This is a genomic window from Amycolatopsis pittospori (assembly GCF_013870525.1).
In the GTDB taxonomy this organism is placed as follows: domain Bacteria; phylum Actinomycetota; class Actinomycetes; order Mycobacteriales; family Pseudonocardiaceae; genus Amycolatopsis; species Amycolatopsis pittospori.
On sequence record NZ_JACBXD010000033.1, the window covers coordinates 39,547 to 57,615 of the forward strand.

An 18,069-nucleotide genomic window follows, 5' to 3' on the forward strand; every position below is an offset into this window, starting at 1 on the left:
CGCGCACGAGCGAAGCTGCGCCGTCAAGTACGACGCATGCCCGCGGCCGGAATCGCGTGGACGCCCCGGCCGTACTCGTACCGCAGGCCGGCGTGCTCGATGAACCGCGCCGCGTGCGGCAGTACCGGATGTGAGCCGATCTTGCGCACGGCCATCCGGCGAATGGCCCGGTTGAGCCGGCCGGAGGCACTGGTGACCGCCGCCCAATCCCACTCGGCGGGGTCACCGAGTCGCTGCAAAGTCGCGGCCCAGGCCACGGCGCGCTTTTCCGAGTTGTGGTTCGTGTGGCTCCAACGCAGCTCCCCCGTACCAGCCACCGAGCCGTGGTAGAGCTGGATCATTCCCCAGCCTTCGCAGCAATACCGGAAGGTGGCGTCGGGATGCACTCCTGGAAGGAAATCGATCCGCTTCGGCACAGGACCCGGCCCCGACCCGATGGCCAGCAACGCCAGGCTTCGCCCCTGCCGGCCGTCAGGGACCTCCGCGGGAGTGTGGAATTCGCGCAATTCGCGATCCAGCTCCGAGTCGGACTCGAAGACACGGAACAAGCCGAGATCGAACACGGTCTCGAGGACCGCGGACCAATCGTCGTCAACGGCGTAGAAGTCGAGGTTCGGCATGAGCTCACTATTCCGGTCGGGATTCCACCGGCGCCAACGCCCCCTACGCCCGACTCGCGGTTGTCAGCGGAGCCCTTTCGGTTTCCGGAAAGTGCCGGGCACATCGTGAGTGGCGATTCGTTCTGTCGAAGAGAAAGGCAGACGTAACGTGTCGCGGGTCAGCCGTGATCCCCTGGTGGCGGTGGGAGGGTTGCGTCCCGGCGGCTCCTGGCCGCCGCCCACCATTCGGCGTGCCATGCCTCTTGTTCCGCGACGGCGCCGATCTGGTCGAGTGGCGCGTCCGCCAGTGTTTCGGCCCGCGCCACCAGCACTTCTCGGTCTTCCAGCAGTCTCGGATAGCCCTCGCTCATCGGCCCGTCCAATCAACCGAACCGGGCTGACGTCGACCTGAGCGGAGCCTCGCCGATCCGACAATGTGATGGCGTGGCGGAGACTCGCTTGGCATCGTGATCGGATGGAGCGACACCACCGAACCGGGGACTGGAAATGGGTCAAGGTCTCGGTACCGCATGCCCAGGATGAACCGCGCCCAGCCGGGCAGCCATGCACTGGTGACATCTACACCTACGTGTACCGGCACTACCCGCCGGAGTCTTCGTCATACGATCGATGTATCAGCCTCACCTGGTGCACCACCTGCCGCGAGTACAGCGGAGCGATGGTCCAGGTTCCGAGGGACGACGTACTCGTGGACGCTCTTGCCGACCTTGGTGCACCGGAGCGCGACAGAGTGTCGCGCAGCGAGGTGCGTTTGCTCGACCACCTCGACCGGCTCGTGCGACGCGGCACATGGCCTCCGGGTACCTAAGAAGGGTTGGATGATGGCCCGTCACCGATGATCGGACTTCGACACCCTCGATCCGGCATGACCGGGCACCGGTCATGGATACGCTGACTCGGTGACGGGTTTTCCCACCGCGGCCCGCCGGGTTCGCGACACCGGCCTCGAGTCGCGTGACAGGTTGCTGGCGTTGCGGACCTGCGTGCTGCGTTTCCAGCCGTACGGTTTCCGTGCCACCTGGCATCACCTGATCGTCAGCGCGAACGTGCCGAGGCGGCTCGACGACGATCCGCTCTCCTTGCGGCGCGCGGTGGACGAACTGGAGGAGGCCCGCCTGGTGTGGCAGGCGTGGAATCACGAACACGCGGCGCGCCGCCGCCGGGAGAAGGCCGCCGGTCGCCGGGTCTCTCCTCGTGCCGAGCAGTGGCCCGATTGGGCCGGGCTGGTCGCCTACTGTCCCGAGTTCGAGAAGCATCCCACCGAGCGGATGGCCGTCGTCGTCCAGCGCGTGATCGCCGCGTACGAATCCCACGTCGATCAGACGGCGACCTGCCGGGCTTGCGGGCGCTCGCTGACCGCGGACGCCCCCTGCCCGGACTGCGGCGTCGACCCCAGGCCCTCCGCGCACCGCACCGAATTCCGTACCCTCGCCGCCCACCATCGATGGCGCGAGGTGTGGCGACGCGATCGCTGACGACAGCCGCCGGAAAATTCTTCGAAGAAATCCGCGAGAGGTTGTCGGATCGGGGTGGTGGGGTTCGTAGCAGGGGTGAAGCGGCCCACGAGGGGCGGCGCCAAGGTAAGGAACCGCGACCATGAAGCTGACGACCATGACCCAGGTGACCCTCGACGGAGTGGCGCAGGGGAACGGGGGCGCGTCGGAGGAGGACCGCAGGAACGGGTTCGTGCGTGGCGGCTGGGCCCCGGGGGCGGGTGACGACGAGACCAGGGCGTTCATCACGCGGACCTACCAGCGCGCCGACGCGTTCCTGTTCGGCCGGCGCACCTACGACCTGTTCGCCGGCGCCTGGGGGCCGATGCGGACGCATCCCATCGGCGCGGCCTTGAACGCGGCCCCCAAGTACGTCGCCTCGACCACGCTCGTCGACCCGGAGTGGTCGGGCACCACCGTCCTTTCGGGAGACGTCGCGGCCGCCGTCCGGGAGTTGAAGGCCAAGCCGGGTGGCGAACTGCAGGTGCACGGCAGCGGCACCCTGACCCGGTGGCTGCTGGAGAACGACCTGGTCGACGAGATGACCCTGATCGTGGTCCCGGTGATCCTCGGCCAGGGCGCGCGACTGTTCCCGGAAAACGGACCGGACATCGCGCTCGCCCCGGTCGAGTCGCGAGTGGACTCGAAGGGCGTGACGATCCAGACTTACCGGCCTGCCGGCCGCCCGCGGTACGCGACCGCCTGAAGCCCAGCCCACGTTTCTCGACACCACAGGAGGAGATCTTCGGATGCGGTACCTGGTTTCCGTGATCGACGACAAGAGCGATCCCGGCAGTACGGACAGGCAACCCGCGATCAGCGAGTTCAACGAACGGCTGATCGCCGAGGGCTACTGGGTTTTCGCGGGCGGACTCGCGGACACCGACTCGGCCACGGTGATCGACAACCGGGGCGAGCAGGCGGTGATCAGCGACGGGCCTTTCGTGGAGTCGAAGGAGTATCTCGCCGGAGTCTGGGTGTGGGAGGCCCCCGATCTGGACGTGGCGCTCGAACTGGCCACCGAGGCGTCGAAGGTCTGCGATCGCAAGATCGAGGTGCGTCCCTTCCAGTGAACGACGTCGAAGAGGCGATCACGCGGGTCCACCACGAGGAGTGGGCTCGGGTGGTCGCCGCCCTCACCAGGCGTTTCGGAGACCTCGACATCGCCGAGGAGTCTGCGGCCGAAGCGTTCGCGACCGCCGTCGAGCGGTGGCCCGCCGACGGCGTTCCGCCCAACCCCGGCGCATGGCTGACCACCACCGCCAACCGCAAGGCCATCGACCGGATCCGGCGCGAGAACAAACGCGACGACAAGCAGAAGGAGGCTCGGATGGTGCACGACGACGAACCGCACGAGCCTCTCGGTGCCATCGACGACGACAGGCTCCGGCTGATCTTCACCTGCTGTCACCCGGCGCTGGCGATGCAGGCGCGCGTGGCGCTGACCCTGCGCATGCTCGGCGGACTGACCGTGCCCGAGATCGCCCGCGCCTTCCTGGTGCAGGACACCACTTTGGAGCAACGGATCACCCGCGCGAAGGCCAAGATCAAGGCGGCTCGCATCCCCTACCGGATGCCGGCCGCGGAAGATCTCCCGGCACGCGTCACCGGCGTGCTCGCCGTCCTCTTCCTCGTCTTCAACGAGGGTTACCTGGCGAGCGGCCCCGACACCGATCCGATTCGATCCGACCTGACCACCGAGGCGATCCGGCTCGCCCGCCTGATCCGTACTCTGCTGCCGCAGGACGGTGAGGTGGCCGGGCTGCTGGCGCTGATGCTCCTCATCGAGGCCCGCCGCACCGCCCGGGTCTCGGCGAGCGGCGAACTCGTCGCCCTCGACGAGCAGGACCGAGGCGCCTGGGACACCTCGCTGATCGCCGAAGGCCACCGGCTGGTGCGCGAACGCCTCGCCGCTGCCGCCGCCGGAGTCGCTCCGGGTCGCTATCAGATCCTCGCCGCGATCAACGCCGTCCACACCTCCGCCCGCGACATCCGCGACACCGGCTGGTCGCAGGTCGTCGCCCTCTACGACCAGCTCGTCCGCCTCGACTCGTCGCCGGTCGTCGCCCTCAACCGGGCCATCGCGGTCGCCGAACTGGACGGCCCGGAGGTGGCGCTGGCGGCCGTCGAACGTCTTGAGGACAAGCTGACCGGCTATCACGCCTATCACGTCACCCGTGCCGACCTGTTGCGCCGGCTGGGCCGCGGTCAGGAAGCGCGCGGGGCGTACGACAAAGCCATCGAGCTGGCGGGCAACACCGCCGAGACCGCCTACCTGACCCGCCGCCGCGACCAGCTGGGTTAGCGATCACGCAGCGGCGACCTCGGCGGCCGCTCGCGTGATCACCTCGGCGATCCGGGCCGGATCCGTAAGTGGTGCCAAGTGATCCGCGTTCTCGCGCCGCACCCACCAGCCTCGGCGTTCGGTCTCGTCCGCTTGGCCGTCGTACGCCTCGCTCAACCGCACATAAGCGCAGCGGACGTCAGACCACCCTGCCGGATCCGGCGCCGGTTCCGCGAAGCAGGCCAACGGCGCCCTCGGAAGCTCGGCGATGAATCTCCTGCGCAACAACGGGTCGGGAACCAACGCGACGAGAGTCTCGGCGGGGAACCACTCGTTCCACGGCGGAAGCCGGCCGTCCCGGGCCAGCTCGGCCAGCTGCTCACGGAGATGAGCGGGGGCGGTGTCGAACCAGCTGCTCTCCCCGGATGCGGCAGCAGCGCGTCCACGAAGACGGCGCCGCGGACATCGTCTCCCGCCACCTCGGCGATGACGGGCAGCAAAGCCCCGGCACCACTGTGGCCGACGAGCACCACGGGTCCGCCGGAATCGAGCGCGCGTGCCGCCGACTCAGCGAATTTCCGATAGTAGGGCGGGCCATCTTCGACGACGGCCGTCAGCGAGGGCACGACGACGCTCCATCCCTCGTCCCGCAGACATGTCGCCGTTGACTCCCAGGTCAACGGGCCTACGAGCGGGCTGTGAACAAGCAGCAACGTGGGCGCGGACCGTGCCATGGACCCATTTTGTCCGTTAACCGGTTCCTTGACACGCACCGGCCGTCATTCATACAGTCAGCGCCACTTTGTATGAATGACGTGGGGAGTTGATCCGTATGCGGCTCGGCACTACCGCCGTCGTCCTGGGTGGCAGCGCCGCCGGTCTGTGCACCGCGGGCGCGCTCGCACCGCACTTCGACCAGGTGCTGGTGCTGGAACGCGACGAACTCCCCGCGGAGGCCGAACATCGGCGCGGGGTACCGCAGAGCAAACATCCGCATTTCCTGCTGAACTCCGGCCGTCGCGCGATCGGAGCGCTCTTCCCCGGTTTCGAGGACGACCTCATCGCCGCGGGCGGACTGCATCTGATGCCGTCCATGGACGCCGCCTACCTCGATGGCGAAGGCTGGTCGGCGCGCAAACGCGGCACGATGACGATGATCTACAGCTCGCGGATCCTCATCGAACGCGTCCTGCGCGACAAGGTTCGAGGCCTGGCCAACGTGGTCATCCGCGAAGGTGTCGCGGTGAACGGCCTGACCGTCCGGGGTGGCGGCACTCCCGGTGGCGAGGTCACCGGCGTCGACTTCTCCACGTCCGACGGCGACGAGCACATCGATGCCGACTTCGTGGTGGACACGATGGGCCGCGGCTCCTCCGTCGGCGGCTGGCTGGTCGCCGCGGGCTGGCCCGAGCCCGAGGTCCAGACCCTCGACGCCAAGGTCACCTACACCTCGCGCTGGTACGACCTGCCCTCTCCGGCGGAGCGGCCCCCGTCCTGGTGGTGGCGTCACCTGGTGATCATGCCGACGCCGGACAAGGGCGAACACCCCGCCGAGCACGAGTTCCTGGTGAACTTCTTCCCGATCGAAGGGGACCGCGCGATCGCCTGCATGGGCTCCTGGGGAATCGAAATGCCTCGCACCACCGACGCGTTCCTCGAGTCGGCCCGCCGGGTCCGGACGCCGTTGTTCGCCGGCGCGATGGACCGGTGCGCTCCCACGTCGGAGGTGCACCTGACGCGGTCGACCGGCAACAAATGGCGCCGCTACGACAAGCTGCGCACTCCCCCGAAGGGTCTGGTGTTCGTCGGCGACTCGATCTGCGCCTTCAACCCGTTCTACGCGCAGGGCATCAGCTCCGCGGCGGGCTCGGCGTTGCTGCTGCGCGAGCACCTCGACCGCGCCGACCGGCTCGACGCCAGATTCTCCGCACGATTCCTTGTGGCGCAACGCAGACTGCTCAGCGTTCCGTGGCGCCTGGCGATGGCCCGAGACCAGGGCTACGAATGCGCGGTGGGCACCGAGAAGCCGCCCGAGTGGCGACGTCGCGTCCTCGCGGCCGTTTCCGGTCCGGCGTTCAGCCTGATCGTCGGTGCCGCACGCGAAGACGCGGTGGTCGACGAGCATTTCGCCAAGGTGTTCAATCTCGACGAATCACTGGGCGACATGCTGCGAAACCCGCGCGTGCTCTGGGGTCTCGCGCGCTACCGCGTGCGCGCGGCGCTGGGCAGGCACCGCGTTCCCTTCGGATTCGACCCGCGGGCCGATCCGCCCGCCACCGACTACTCACCGGAAAGCGCCGCCCCGGCACCGGCCGCCGCGCGATGAGCGCGGTCTGCGGGCCGGAAGCGGAAGCCGTCACGCGTGACCTCGGCTTCGACTGCCACGACGTCTCCCCCGTCGTCTCGCTCCGTTTCCCGTGGGATCTCGGCCATCCGACGATGCCGTTACTCGAACTGCTCATCATCGGCGGCGCCGTTTTCGCGCTGGTCCACGCCGTCCGACGGCACCGCGGCGGCGATCCGACCAACCTCGCGCTGTGGTTCGCCTCGCTGATCTATCTCTTCGTGATCGAGCCGCCGCTGTACTTCCCGGAGTGGTTCGGGCTCGAACAGCGGTACGGCTTCATCTTCGCCCACAACCAGTTCACCGTGCAGTTCATGGCGGACCGGCTGCCGCTCTACATCATCGCGTTCTACCCGGTGATCAGTCAGCTCGCCTACGAACTCGTGCGCTCACTCGGGATTTTCCGGAGCCGTGGCGCGCTGTCCGGGTCCGTGGCCGTCGCCTTCGCCTGTCAGGTGTTCTACGAGGTCTTCGATCACCTTGGCCCGCAACTGAAATGGTGGGCCTGGAACGGGGACAACCACATCGTCAACCATCCCGCGCTGGCGTCGGTGCCCCTGAACAGCATGCTGCTCTTCGCCTCCGTCTCGATGGGAGCCATGACCTACCTGGTCGTACGCCTGACCGGGAGCCCCGCCGCGGACGGCGGACCGCGCCGTGGCCGGTCCCTGGTGCTGCGCACTCTGGTGGCCGGCGTACTCACTCCGCCGACCATGGCGATCGCCGGTATTCCCTCCAGTTTCTTCGGCGGCGACGATCCGAATACGACCGCGCAGGCCTGGGTCCTCGGAGCCGAGTTGGCCCTGCTCTGGGTGGCCGGTGCCTGGATCGTCGTCTCTCACCTGCGATCCCCGGAGAGCGGACGAGCCGAACCCTTGTCCGCCTTCGCCAGGTTCTATCCCGCCGTCTACCTGGTCGGGATGGCCGCGTTCTGGCTCAGTGCCCTGCCGGCGTACCTCTCCGCGGAGAACGGCGTCACCGATGACGGCACCCCGATCGGAAGCGGCCCGTACGCGCTCGTCTGCTTCGTCGGCGCGGGTCTGTTGCTGGGCGCACTGCGCCGGAAGGCACCTGCCACCGTCTGAGGTGTTCCCCTCGGGGAAGATGGAGCGCATGGGGCACCACGGATGGCAGGGCGACCCGCCCCGCACTGAGGACGAGGCACGCCGCCGGATCGTCGAGGCGGCGACGGCCTGCATCGACCGGGTCGGGCTCGCCAAGACCAGCCTCTCCGACGTCGCCGCCGAGGTCGGCGTGACCCGGCAGACCGTCTACCGCTACTTCCCCCGTCTGGCGGACATCCTCCGCGCCGTCGCCCTGGCCGGTGTCGAGGAGTTCGCCGGCCGGATGGAACGCCACCTGGCCTCGTTCGGCAGCGCCGAAGACGCGGCGGTGGAATCCGTGGTGTTCGCGGTCCGGGCCCTCCCCGAGGAGCCCTATCTCGGCCTGCTGCTGGAGGCGGGTGAAACCGACTTCTTCACCACCGAAGTCGCGTCTCCCCCGGCCTTCGCCCTCGGCGCGCGGATCCTCCGCAACCTGCCGGTCGACTGGACCGCCGTCGGCGTCACCTCCGACGAAGACCTCGAAGGGCTCGCCGAAATCCTGATGCGGCTCTTCCTCTCGTTCCTGCACTACCCCTCGACACCGGCTCTCACCGACGACGGGCTGCGCACTCTCGTCCGCCGCTGGATCGGACCGGCTCTCCGCGCCTGACCATCTGCTCAGCGGGCCGCGGTCCAGGCGATCAGCTTGCCCATGTTGGCCACATAGGTACTGCCGCTGATCACCTGCGGCCGGTCCTTCGGCAGGTACGGCGGCTCCTCGGGTGGGGTGAGCGGGTCGTAAGGCGAGGTGTCGTACAGGTCCCCCACGTGCTTGCTCATGTACGCCTTGCCGAGGTACGGCGTGGCCGGGGAGGGACCGCGATACGGGTTGGTGACCGCGTCCGCCGGGGTCAGCCAGTAATCGTTGTCGCCGAGCCCGCCGACCAGCGCCGCCGCCTCCTCGTCCGACACGACCGGCAGTTGCTGGGGCGCGCCGAGGAAAAGGTCGGAAAGCTGGGGCTCGCGCGGGGTGAAGTACCGAGGGAGCGGAACCCGGACGCCGCTGAGCGGCGAACGCGCCTTCAGGTCGGCGACCTGCGCCGGGGTGAGCGCCCGCAGTTGTTCGTACGTCGCGCGCAGGGCGGCGGTGTCGATCGCGCGGCCGCCGGAATAGTGGCTCAGCGTCGCGCGGTGGTCGTTGTCGGTGTAGTAGGCGCCGTTGCGGATGTTCGAGCCGAAGCGGTGTACGAAACGCGCCTTGTTGGTTCCCAGATCCACGAAGGTGGGATGGGTTCGCCCGGCCAGCAACGGGTTCTCGGCGAGTTGCCGTGCGGTGAGCCGGCAGCTGTCCAACCACGCGATGGCTTCGGGAACTCGTTCGAGGAAGCCGTGGTCGCCGGTGAGCCGGAAGTAGTGGAACAGCTGCTGCACATTGGTCTGTGTGGTGTGCGTGGCCAGGGCGCGGGGTTCGTAGGAGCGTGCGCCCGCCGGAGCACCGGCAGGCCTTCCGCCCGCCGCCTCGGCGAGGTGCTGCAACGCCCAGCCCGCCTGCGGCCACGGCTGCTGCAGCCGCCGCAAGCAGCCCATCGCGCGCCGGATCGGCTCGGCCAGCCCCGGCTTGTCCAAAGTGGACATGCACATCAGCAGGAACTTGATGTTCTCGCCGAGGACGTCGTCGTTGAACGTGACGTGGCCGGTGTAGTCGCCGTCCTCCATACCGTGCCGGATGTCGTCGGGCAGCCATGATGGCAGCACGTCGGGCCACGGGGTGTCCTTCACCGCTCCGGAGAACCGGGGGAAGCGCTGTGGCCAGCCGCCGTCGGCGATGCCACCGCGGATCTGCGCCTTCACCACGAACCCGAGGACGCGGTCGAGGGCCGCGCGGAGCCGATGGTCGCCGCGTTCGAGATAGAGGCGCAGGATGAGCTGTGCCGCAGAGGACGTACCGGCGTCGTCGAAGGTCGCGTTGCCGTAGTAGTGCTGGAATTCCTCCAGCCTCCAGCCGTTCGCGCCGACGGTGTCGTACCACTTCCGCAGCGACTTCGTCCCCGCGAAGTCGTGCACGTAGTTCCAGCCGCCGCTCGGCAACTGGACGGCCGCCAAGGCGAGGCCGGTGCGAGAAGCCGCGCGGTAGAAGGATTCGTCACCGGTCGCGTGGTAGGCGTCGAGCAGGCTGTGCCCGATCGACGGCGTACCCGGTGGCTGCACCCAGCACATGGTGCGGCGGGCCGCCATCTCGCCCCAGGTCTGGGACAGGTCCGGCAGGTAGCTCCAGACGTAGGCGCCGCGATAGGAGAGCTGCTCGTCGAAGTAGGCCGCGGCCCGGCGCATCGCGTCCGGGATTCCGGGCCCGGCGGCCTGAGCGGGCCGGTGCCCGCCGGCGAGAACGGCCACCGGCACGGCGGTGGCGAGGAGTCCGAATCCGCGGCGTGTGAGGGTCATGTTCGCCTCTCGATTCACATATCTGAACGACGTCCACATTTGTAAACGCATCGTGATACCTGGGAGCGCTCCCGTCAAGACCGCTTCGTCCGTCCGGAGCAATATCGGCGAACCACGGTGCGCCTGGCCTCGCGATTCACCAGCGTGAATCGCGAATCGGCATTCGACGGTTGACGCCGCGCCGGTTCGTTGGTCTCCTGTTCTCGGCGCCGTTCGGCCCGGATCCCGGGATTCAATCCTTTGAGGACATTCACATTTCTCGACCGCAAGGAGGCGGCGAAATGACTTTGCGTCCTTCACGATTTCTTTCGATTCTGGCCTTGACCGTAATCACTTCCGCGACCGTGGCGACCACCGGCGCGAACGCGGAGATCTCCGCACTGGCCGCGCCGATCGGCTGGGCGAGCCAGAACGGCGGCACCACCGGCGGCGGTGGCGCGTCGCCGGTCACGGTGACCTCGGCGTCCGCGCTGAGCTCGGCGATCAGCGGGACCACCGCGGCGGTGATCCGGGTCGCCGGCACCATTTCCTGCTCCGGCATGCTCAAAGTGGGGTCGAACAAGTCCATCCTCGGCAATTCCGGCGCGACGATCGACGGCTGCGGCCTGACCTTGAGCGGCTCCAAGGACGTGGTGATCCAGAACCTGTCCTTCCGGGACTGGGACGACGACGCGATCAACATCGAAAAGGCCTCGACCAACGTGGTCGTCGACCACAACACCTTCACCAACGGGTACGACGGCGCCGTCGACATCAAACGTGCCTCGGATTTCATCACGGTTTCCTGGAACCGCGTGTACGGACACAACAAATCGATGCTTCTCGGACACAGTGACGACAACGGGAGCCAGGATCGCGGCAAATTGCGGGTGACCTATCACCACAATTACTTCGACGGTTCCGGGACGCGGCATCCCCGCGTGCGCTTCGCCAATCCCGTGCACGTGTTCAACAACTACTACCGGGACAACGAGTACGGCGTCGCGTCCACCTACAGCGGCGGCGTACTGGTCGAGAACAACCACTTCGACAACGTCGACGAGCCGACGCTGGTCGGCTACGCCGGTTCGCCGGCGGGCACCCTGGTGCAACGCGGCAACCTCTTCACCGGATCCGGTTCACCGCAGGCGAGCGGGTCGGTGGCGACCATCCCGTACTCGTACAGCCTCGAGTCCGCGAGCGCGGTGAAGGGCAGCGTGACCGCCGGAGCCGGGGCGGGCAAGATCCAGCCCTGACGCGTTCACGGCGCCCGAAGTCCGTGAAGGACTCCTTGAGGGACTCTGGGTCCCTCAAGGAGTCCTTCACGGACCTGGAACACACGCCTGCGGCCTCGGCTGCCCCGCCTCTCACACCGATCTCGCGTGAAGGCCCCTTTCGTGTACTTCAGGCGACCAGGACACCGGAAAGCGCGGGGTCGGGGTGGTCGTGAGTGGCGATTCGGGTCGGTGACGGGACGTCGACCGTGCCATGTTCGTGGGCGGGGCCGAAGTCCGTGAAGGGCTTCCTTCGCTGCGCCTGACGCGACGAAGGACGCCTTCGGTCCTCGTCAGGCGCAGGGTCGTGGGGGTGTGTGGAAATAGGGACGTTGAGTGTCCCTATTTCCACACAGCTTCGTCGGGGCGTCGCCTCGTAAGGTCGCGATCGGACCGGCGACCGGGGACCGCCCCGCCACGACCCTTCGGGCCGTCATCACCGTTCTGTGGGCAAAGTCTTCCCGCCTGCCGGGGAGGCGCTCGCGGCGGTGGTAAGAATGGCACGGCACGCAGGCGTCGGAGCTCCCGAGGAAGAAGACATCGCACCATGGCGAATCCGCTGGTCGCTGAACGTCAGGACTCCACAAAGGGCTTCTCGGGCGTTCCGTTGCTGGAGTCGGCGAACGACCTCAAAGAAGGCATCGAGAAGGGCGACTGGGCCGCGGTCGCGATGGGCGCCGTCGGGACGGCTCTCGACGCGCTGTCGATGGCGATGGATCCTTTCGGGTCGATCCTCGCCGCGGGGGTGGGGTGGTTGCTGGAGCACGTCGGCCCGCTCTCCGACGCACTCGACGCCCTGACCGGCGACGCCGATCAGATCAAGGCACAGTCCGAGACCTGGGCCAACGCCGCCAAGGAACTCGGCGCCATCGGCACGGATCTGTCCGGCATGGTCGAGGCCGACCTGCAGTCGTGGACCGGGGACGCCGCCGACCGGTACCGCGAGCGGACCAAGGACATGGTCGTTCTCCTGACGGCCGCGCAGAAGGGCTGCGAAGGAGCCTCCAGCGGTGTCAAGACCGCGGGCGAGGTCGTCGCCGCCGTCCGTACCCTGGTCCGCGACATCATCGCCGAACTCGTCGGCCATCTCATCAGCTGGGCGTTGCAGGTCCTGTTCACCCTCGGCATCGGCCTGACCTGGGTGGTGCCGCAGGTCGTGACCGCGGTCGCCAAGACCGCCTCGAAGATCGCCGACCTCACCACCAAGCTCGTCAAGGCACTCAAGGCCCTGATGCCGCTGCTCAAGAGGGCCGACACGCTCTTCGACGACGCCGCCAAGGCCATGCGCAAGATCCAGGGCGGCAAGGTGGACGCCCCGCCCCCGGTCAAGACCAAGGACGGCGGTGGCGACCGCGGGCTCGACGGCAAGAAGGACAAGGACGACGAAGGCACGTCCGCCTCCGGCGCCGACAACAACGGCAAGCACGACGGCGGCAACGACAAGGGTGGCACCGGCAACAACACCAACGACAAGAACAACACCAAGAACGACACCGACCAGACGAACACCAGCGGCACCGGCGGCGGCACCCGCGACCGGGGCGGCAGCGGCAACGACTCCACCAAGAAGGACGGAAACGGCGACCGCTCGACGTCGTCGGATTCCAAGAACTACTGCGGCGACCCGGTCGACATCGCGACCGGCGAGGTCGTCATGACGCAGGTCGACGTGACCTTGCGCGGTGACGCGGCGGACCTGGAGATCTCCCGCACGCATCTGTCGTCCTACACCGCGGGCCGCTGGTTCGGTCCATCATGGACGTCCACTTTGGACCAGCGGCTGGAGTTCGCAGGCGACCGGATCCGGTTCTATGCCGAGGACGGGATGGTGCTGGACTATCCGGTTCCCGCCAACGAACCCGTGCTGCCGGCGCAGGGTCCGCGCCACCGGTTGCGCCGCGCGGCGGACGGCTACCGGCTGTCGATCGGCGATCGTGAGCTGCACTTCGCCGGCGCCACCGGCGTCCTGCCGCTCACGGCCATCGAGCAGGGCGGCGGCCGCACCGAGATCGCCTACGCCGTCGACGGAACGCCCGCGAAACTCCGCCGCGACGACGGCGTCGAGCTCACGATCGGCACCGCGAACGGGCGGATCGTCGCGCTCGGGGCTCCGGAACAGCCACCGCTGGTGCAGTTCTCGTACAACCGGCATGGCCAGCTGAGCACCGTCATCGACTTCGCGGGCCGCCCCATGGCCCTCGACTACGACTTCAGCCACCGGCTCGTCGGCTGGCAGGACCGCACCGGTACCTGGTACCGCTATGTCTACGACGACGCCGGCCGCTGTGTCCGCGCCGTGGGGGCGAACGGTTTCTACAACGCGACCTTCGTCTACGAGCCCGGCACGACCCGGCACACCGACGCTGTCGGCCACACCTGGATCTACCGCCTCAACGACGCCAAGCAGCTGATCGAACGCATCGACCCGCTGGGCAACTCCCGGCGCTACGCGTGGAACCGGCGCGACGAACTACTGTCCCAAGTGGACGAACTCGGCCGGGAAACCGGTTACGAGTACGACGATGACGGTGAGCTGGTGGCCGTTGATCGCCCCGGGGACGCCAAGGTGCGGGTGGCACCGGCCGCCGACGGCGAGGTCCGGCTGTGGGCGGGCGAAGGCGAGAACCGGGTCGAGCGAGTGGTCCCCGAGTTCGACCCGGCCACCACGCTCGTCGGCACCGGGCCGCGGCTGGACATCCCCGACGCGCCCGACCCGCTCGACGACGACCCGGTGACGGACCGGACGGCTCGCCCCGGCGATCGCGACCTGTTCGGCCGTCCTCGCCTCGTGCACACGGCTTCCGGTGGCTCGGCGACGCTCGGTTGGACGGCCGACGGCCACCGTGCCTGGCGGCTCGGGCCGCACGGCGATCGCGAAACGTGGGTGTACGACGCGGAAGGCCAGGTCGTCGAGCACCGCGACGCGACGGGCGCGGCGCGGCGCCGCAAGTACGGCCCGTTCGGTCTCGTGACGGAGGAGACCGACGCCGCCGGCGGGCGCACGCTCTTCACCTACGACGGCGAACTGCGGCTCACCTCGGTGACCAACCCGAACGGCTTCACCTGGCAGTACGTCCACGACGCCGCGGGCAGGCTCGCCGAGGAGATCGACTACGACGGTCGCAGGATCACCTATGCCTACGACGTGGCGGGCCAGCTGCGCCGCATGACCAACGGCCTGGGTCAGGCGACCGAGTACGACTACGACCTTCAGGGCAACGTCGTGGCACGGCGCACCCTCGACGACATCACGCTGTACGAATACGACGCGCTCGGCAGGCTGACCGTCGCCGAGAACGCCGAGTCCCGGGTCGAGATCCGCCGCGACGGTTCCGACACGATCATCGCCGACACGATCAACGGGCTCGGCGTGTGCTGGCGCCAGGACGGCGAGACGCTCGTCCGCCGGACATCGTCCGGTGTGGACAGTGAGTGGCGCTTCACCGAGTCGAACCTGCCGCGGTCGCTGCGGATCGCCGGCCACGAAGTCGCGTTCGCCTACGACGACGCCGAACGCGAGATCACGCGCAGCGTCGACGGCGCCGTGATCCTCCGGCGGCGGTTCGACGCGGAAGACCGGCTCGCCGAAGAGGAGATCGCGGGCGTCGGCCCGCGCACCTACGGCTACCGCCCGGACGGCAGGCTCGCCGCCGTCGACGACGCGATCCGGCCTTGGCTGCTCTCCTTCGACAGCGCCGGCCGGGTCAGCGAGGCGCGCGGGCCGGCCGGTGTCGAACGGTTCACCCGGGACGCGGCGGGCAACATCACCTCGGGCGCGACAGGACCGCGGACCTACGAACGCAACCAGCTCGCCTCTGTCGGTGCGACCCAGTACGGCGCCGACGAGCAGGGCAGGGTCACCGGTCTGCGCCACGGCGACCGGTCCTGTGTCTACGAATGGGACCACCTCGACAGGCTGCGTTCCGCGCGCACGCCCGACGGCGCGCTCTGGACCTACCACTACGACCCGATCGGGCGGCGGTTCGCCAAACGCCGCTGGACGACCGGCCCCGACGGCGAACCCGAGCTCACCGTCGACGTCCGCTTCCTGTGGAGCGAGATGAACCTCGTCGAGCGGATGGAATACCACCCCGCCGACGGGTCCTACCGGTTCCTCACGTGGGAGCGGTACGACGACGATCGCCCCGTCGTGCAGATCGAGCACACCGGCGACGTCGGCAAGGCCCTGTTCCGTGCGGTGATCACTTCGCCCGCGGGGACACCGACCGAACTGCTCGACGAGCACGGCACGCTGGTCTGGCAGGACCGCAGCAGTCTCTGGGGCGCGCCGCTGCCCGGCGCCGACGTCGCGGCGATGCCGCTGGCGTTCCCCGGCCAGCACCGCGACGAGGAGACCGGGCTGCACTACAACGTCTTCCGGTACTACGACCCCCAGACCACGCGCTACCTCAGCCAGGACCCGCTCGGGCTCGCCGCCGCGCCCAACCCCGTCGGCTACGTCGAGCAGCCCCTGCTCGACGCCGACCCGCTCGGCCTCACCGGCCGCTGCGGCAGGAGCGGGCCGGGCAGGCAGACGCGGCCCCAGCCGGTGGGCACCAGGGGACAACAGCCACCGCGAAGGAGCCCGAGGGGGCACCAATACCGCGTCGACAAGATGTCCAAAGAGGAGTTCGACAAGTTCAAGCCGAAACTCGACGACATGCTGAAGGCCGACAAGCACTTCTTCTGGTCCGGCGGCACCATGAAGCGCAAACGCGGTGAAGCCGACGAGTACCTTGGTTCGGTCGAAGAGAAGGCCACCAAGATCGCGAAGCAGAACGGTGGCAACACGCTCGAAGGGACTCTCCGGGACAACGGTGTGCGGATGCCCGGTTGGATCAACAAGCCCGACGACCCGAACAAGCCGCTCGTCCAAGCGAAATGGGATTACGTCTCCGAAACCTTCGCGAAGAACTCCAATCAGGACACTCACGTCGTCTTCCCCAGCTGGCCGGGCAAGGGGCACGACATCTACCCGCACCGCCGGGAGGACAACGTCTTCAAGGTGACCGAGTATCCGAGGCTCGAGGCGAGCGGTATCGACCACATCACCAAGCACAACGCCGAAACCGGTCACACGCGCCCTTACCGGCACACCAAGTGATCGTTCCGGGCTGCCGCGCCACGCGGGGGCCGACTCGCCCCGGTCCGTCACCTTCGACCTCTTCCCCGCGAGAGGTCAGGTCGCCGGACGCCGGGATACGAGTATCGCGAGGCCGACGAATACGGCCACACCGATCGTCGCGACCACGGCGAGCCCGGTGGTGAAACCGTGCCCGCGCTGGACGAACGTACCGACGCTGCCGAGGACCGCCACCCCGAGTGCCAGCCCGAACTCCACGCTGGTCTCCGACAACGCCGATGCCGCACCGGCCCGGTCGGGTGGCGCCGCGCCGACCACGACGTCCGTGCTCAGTGCCATCACCGGCCCGAGGCCGAGGTAGATCAGCACGAGACCGGTGACCAGTGGGGCGATCCCCTGTTCGTCCGGGGTCGAGGCCAGCACGCCGAAACCGAGAGCCGACACCACGAGTGACGACGCGAGCAGGCGGTGGACCGGGATCCGGCGGGCCAGTGAGGGCGCCGCGACCGACGTGAGGATCATCGCCACCGCGGAGGGCACCAGCCACATCCCGGCCTCGATCGGGGACAACCCGGCCTCCTGCTGAAGGTAGAGCGCCGCGAACAGGTAGATCCCGGCGACGCAGGCGAGCGCGGCGAGCAGCACCAGCAGCGCGTTCCGGAACGGCCGGGCGGCGAACAACCGGAGGTCGATCAGCGGCGGGCTCAGCAGCCGCTGCCGTCGCAGGAACACGGTCCCGGCGGCCACGCCTAGCACCAGGGCGATCCCACCCGGCAGTACCGATCCGCCCTCCGCGAGGTGCTTGATGCCGTAGACGACCGGCAGCACCGTCGCCAGGGAAAGGGCCACGCTCGCCAGGTCCAGCTTCCCGGGGTCGGGGTCGCGGTGTTCCGGCAGCAGGATCGGCCCGGTGATCAGCAGCAGGACCATCACCGGGACGGCGAGCAGGAACACGGAGCCCCACCAGAACCATTCGAGCAGCAGTCCGCCCGCCACCGGGCCGAGCGCCACTCCGGCGGACAGGCCCGCGGACCACAGTCCGATCGCGACACCGCGCCGGCGCGGATCCCGGAACATGTTCCCGATCAGCGCGAGGGTGGACGGCATGAGGGTGGCACCGGCGAGGCCGAGCAGTCCACGGGCGACGATGAGCAGTTCGGCCGAGGGCGCGTAGGCCGCCAGCACCGATACGACCAGGAAGGCGGCCGCTCCGATCAGCAGCAGACGGCGCCGGCCCACGCGGTCGCCCAGCGTGCCCATGGTGACGAGGAAACCGGCGACCAGAAAGCCGTAGGCGTCGGAGATCCACAGCAACTGGCCGGGGGTCGGGGCCAGGTCGGCGGCGAGACTCGGCAGCGCCAGGTAGAGCACCGTGGCGTCCATGGACAACAGCGCGGTCGGGAGCACGAGTACGGCGAGCCCGAGCCATTCGCGTGGCCCGGCGGAGATTTCGAGTTGTCGATCGGACATACGATGAAGCTAAAGTCTCACATGGATGTGAGAGTCA

The 18,069-nt window shown here is 68.5% G+C and carries 15 protein-coding genes; 9 read left to right on the forward strand and 6 right to left on the reverse strand.

Going from position 1 to position 18,069, the window contains the following annotated elements; all coding sequences use genetic code 11:
* Positions 1-23 precede the first annotated feature (23 nt).
* Both H5J31_RS19945 and H5J31_RS19950 read right to left on the reverse strand, forming a co-directional pair.
* Positions 24-620, reverse strand: a complete 597-nt coding sequence (locus tag H5J31_RS19945; RefSeq protein WP_181774115.1) for a hypothetical protein — start codon at positions 618-620, stop codon at positions 24-26.
* A 158-nt stretch (positions 621-778) separates the two neighbouring features.
* Complete coding sequence (locus tag H5J31_RS19950) at positions 779-970, reverse strand: hypothetical protein (RefSeq protein WP_181774116.1); 192 nt, start codon at positions 968-970, stop codon at positions 779-781.
* A gap of 549 nt (positions 971-1,519) precedes the next feature.
* Here H5J31_RS19950 and H5J31_RS19955 point away from each other — a divergent pair.
* From H5J31_RS19955 to H5J31_RS19970, 4 genes are all read left to right on the forward strand, one after another.
* The gene (locus H5J31_RS19955) at positions 1,520-2,095 is read left to right on the forward strand and encodes a hypothetical protein (protein WP_181774117.1); all 576 of its coding nucleotides are present in this window, start codon (positions 1,520-1,522) and stop codon (positions 2,093-2,095) included.
* 121 nt (positions 2,096-2,216) lie between these two features.
* Positions 2,217-2,819, forward strand: coding sequence for a dihydrofolate reductase family protein (locus H5J31_RS19960; RefSeq protein WP_181774118.1), 603 nt, complete (start codon positions 2,217-2,219; stop codon positions 2,817-2,819).
* Between the two features lie 43 nt (positions 2,820-2,862).
* Positions 2,863-3,186: a YciI family protein gene (locus H5J31_RS19965; protein WP_181774119.1), complete on the forward strand. Its 324-nt coding sequence runs from the start codon at positions 2,863-2,865 to the stop codon at positions 3,184-3,186.
* Positions 3,183-4,418, forward strand: a complete 1,236-nt coding sequence (locus H5J31_RS19970) for an RNA polymerase sigma factor (RefSeq protein ID WP_181774120.1) — start codon at positions 3,183-3,185, stop codon at positions 4,416-4,418. Before H5J31_RS19965 ends, H5J31_RS19970 begins: the two co-directional genes overlap by 4 nt.
* 3 nt (positions 4,419-4,421) lie before the next feature.
* Here H5J31_RS19970 and H5J31_RS19975 read toward each other — a convergent pair whose 3' ends face one another.
* Both H5J31_RS19975 and H5J31_RS40565 read right to left on the reverse strand, forming a co-directional pair.
* Positions 4,422-4,580 carry a hypothetical protein gene (locus H5J31_RS19975; protein WP_181774121.1) on the reverse strand — a complete coding sequence of 53 codons (159 nt, stop codon included), beginning with the start codon at positions 4,578-4,580 and terminating at the stop codon, positions 4,422-4,424.
* Entirely contained in the window at positions 4,571-5,131 is a 561-nt protein-coding gene (locus tag H5J31_RS40565) for an alpha/beta fold hydrolase (RefSeq protein WP_407925052.1), read from the reverse strand. Before H5J31_RS40565 ends, H5J31_RS19975 begins: the two co-directional genes overlap by 10 nt.
* Before the next feature lie 98 nt (positions 5,132-5,229).
* Here H5J31_RS40565 and H5J31_RS19985 point away from each other — a divergent pair, with 98 nt between their 5' ends.
* From H5J31_RS19985 to H5J31_RS19995, 3 genes are read left to right on the forward strand one after another with little or no spacing between them, the layout of a single operon-like run.
* On the forward strand, positions 5,230-6,723 hold the full coding sequence (locus H5J31_RS19985; protein ID WP_181774123.1) for an FAD-dependent oxidoreductase: 1,494 nt from the start codon (positions 5,230-5,232) through the stop codon (positions 6,721-6,723).
* Complete coding sequence (locus tag H5J31_RS19990; RefSeq protein ID WP_181774124.1) at positions 6,720-7,826, forward strand: hypothetical protein; 1,107 nt, start codon at positions 6,720-6,722, stop codon at positions 7,824-7,826. Before H5J31_RS19985 ends, H5J31_RS19990 begins: the two co-directional genes overlap by 4 nt.
* Before the next feature lie 28 nt (positions 7,827-7,854).
* Positions 7,855-8,454, forward strand: coding sequence for a TetR/AcrR family transcriptional regulator (locus H5J31_RS19995; RefSeq protein WP_181774125.1), 600 nt, complete (start codon positions 7,855-7,857; stop codon positions 8,452-8,454).
* An 8-nt stretch (positions 8,455-8,462) separates the two neighbouring features.
* On the opposite strand, the gene H5J31_RS20000 is transcribed toward H5J31_RS19995, so the two are convergent.
* Positions 8,463-10,226: a pectate lyase gene (locus H5J31_RS20000; protein ID WP_181774126.1), complete on the reverse strand. Its 1,764-nt coding sequence runs from the start codon at positions 10,224-10,226 to the stop codon at positions 8,463-8,465.
* A gap of 320 nt (positions 10,227-10,546) precedes the next feature.
* Between H5J31_RS20000 and H5J31_RS20005 the strand changes: the two genes are divergently transcribed.
* Positions 10,547-11,461: a pectate lyase family protein gene (locus tag H5J31_RS20005; RefSeq protein WP_236005281.1), complete on the forward strand. Its 915-nt coding sequence runs from the start codon at positions 10,547-10,549 to the stop codon at positions 11,459-11,461.
* A 565-nt stretch (positions 11,462-12,026) separates the two neighbouring features.
* Entirely contained in the window at positions 12,027-16,583 is a 4,557-nt protein-coding gene (locus H5J31_RS20010) for a DUF6531 domain-containing protein (RefSeq protein ID WP_181774128.1), read from the forward strand.
* Positions 16,584-16,658: 75 nt separating this feature from the next.
* Here the strand turns inward: H5J31_RS20010 and H5J31_RS20015 are convergent, their stop codons facing one another.
* Positions 16,659-18,032 (reverse strand): MFS transporter, encoded by a 1,374-nt coding sequence (locus tag H5J31_RS20015; RefSeq protein WP_181774129.1) that lies wholly within the window; start codon positions 18,030-18,032, stop codon positions 16,659-16,661.
* Between the last annotated feature and the right edge of the window lie 37 nt (positions 18,033-18,069).

Excerpts from the sequence above, each read along its gene's own strand:
- H5J31_RS19945 (WP_181774115.1), bottom strand. The coding sequence starts at position 620 with ATGCCGAACCTCGACTTCTACGCCGTTGACGACGATTGGTCCGCGGTC.
- H5J31_RS19950 (WP_181774116.1), bottom strand. The coding sequence starts at position 970 with ATGAGCGAGGGCTATCCGAGACTGCTGGAAGACCGAGAAGTGCTGGTG.
- H5J31_RS19960 (WP_181774118.1), top strand. The coding sequence starts at position 2,217 with ATGAAGCTGACGACCATGACCCAGGTGACCCTCGACGGAGTGGCGCAG.
- H5J31_RS19965 (WP_181774119.1), top strand. The coding sequence starts at position 2,863 with ATGCGGTACCTGGTTTCCGTGATCGACGACAAGAGCGATCCCGGCAGT.
- H5J31_RS40565 (WP_407925052.1), bottom strand. The coding sequence starts at position 5,131 with ATGGCACGGTCCGCGCCCACGTTGCTGCTTGTTCACAGCCCGCTCGTA.
- H5J31_RS19985 (WP_181774123.1), top strand. The coding sequence starts at position 5,230 with ATGCGGCTCGGCACTACCGCCGTCGTCCTGGGTGGCAGCGCCGCCGGT.
- H5J31_RS19990 (WP_181774124.1), top strand. The coding sequence starts at position 6,720 with ATGAGCGCGGTCTGCGGGCCGGAAGCGGAAGCCGTCACGCGTGACCTC.
- H5J31_RS19995 (WP_181774125.1), top strand. The coding sequence starts at position 7,855 with ATGGGGCACCACGGATGGCAGGGCGACCCGCCCCGCACTGAGGACGAG.
- H5J31_RS20000 (WP_181774126.1), bottom strand. The coding sequence starts at position 10,226 with ATGACCCTCACACGCCGCGGATTCGGACTCCTCGCCACCGCCGTGCCG.
- H5J31_RS20010 (WP_181774128.1), top strand. The coding sequence starts at position 12,027 with ATGGCGAATCCGCTGGTCGCTGAACGTCAGGACTCCACAAAGGGCTTC.
- H5J31_RS20015 (WP_181774129.1), bottom strand. The coding sequence starts at position 18,032 with ATGTCCGATCGACAACTCGAAATCTCCGCCGGGCCACGCGAATGGCTC.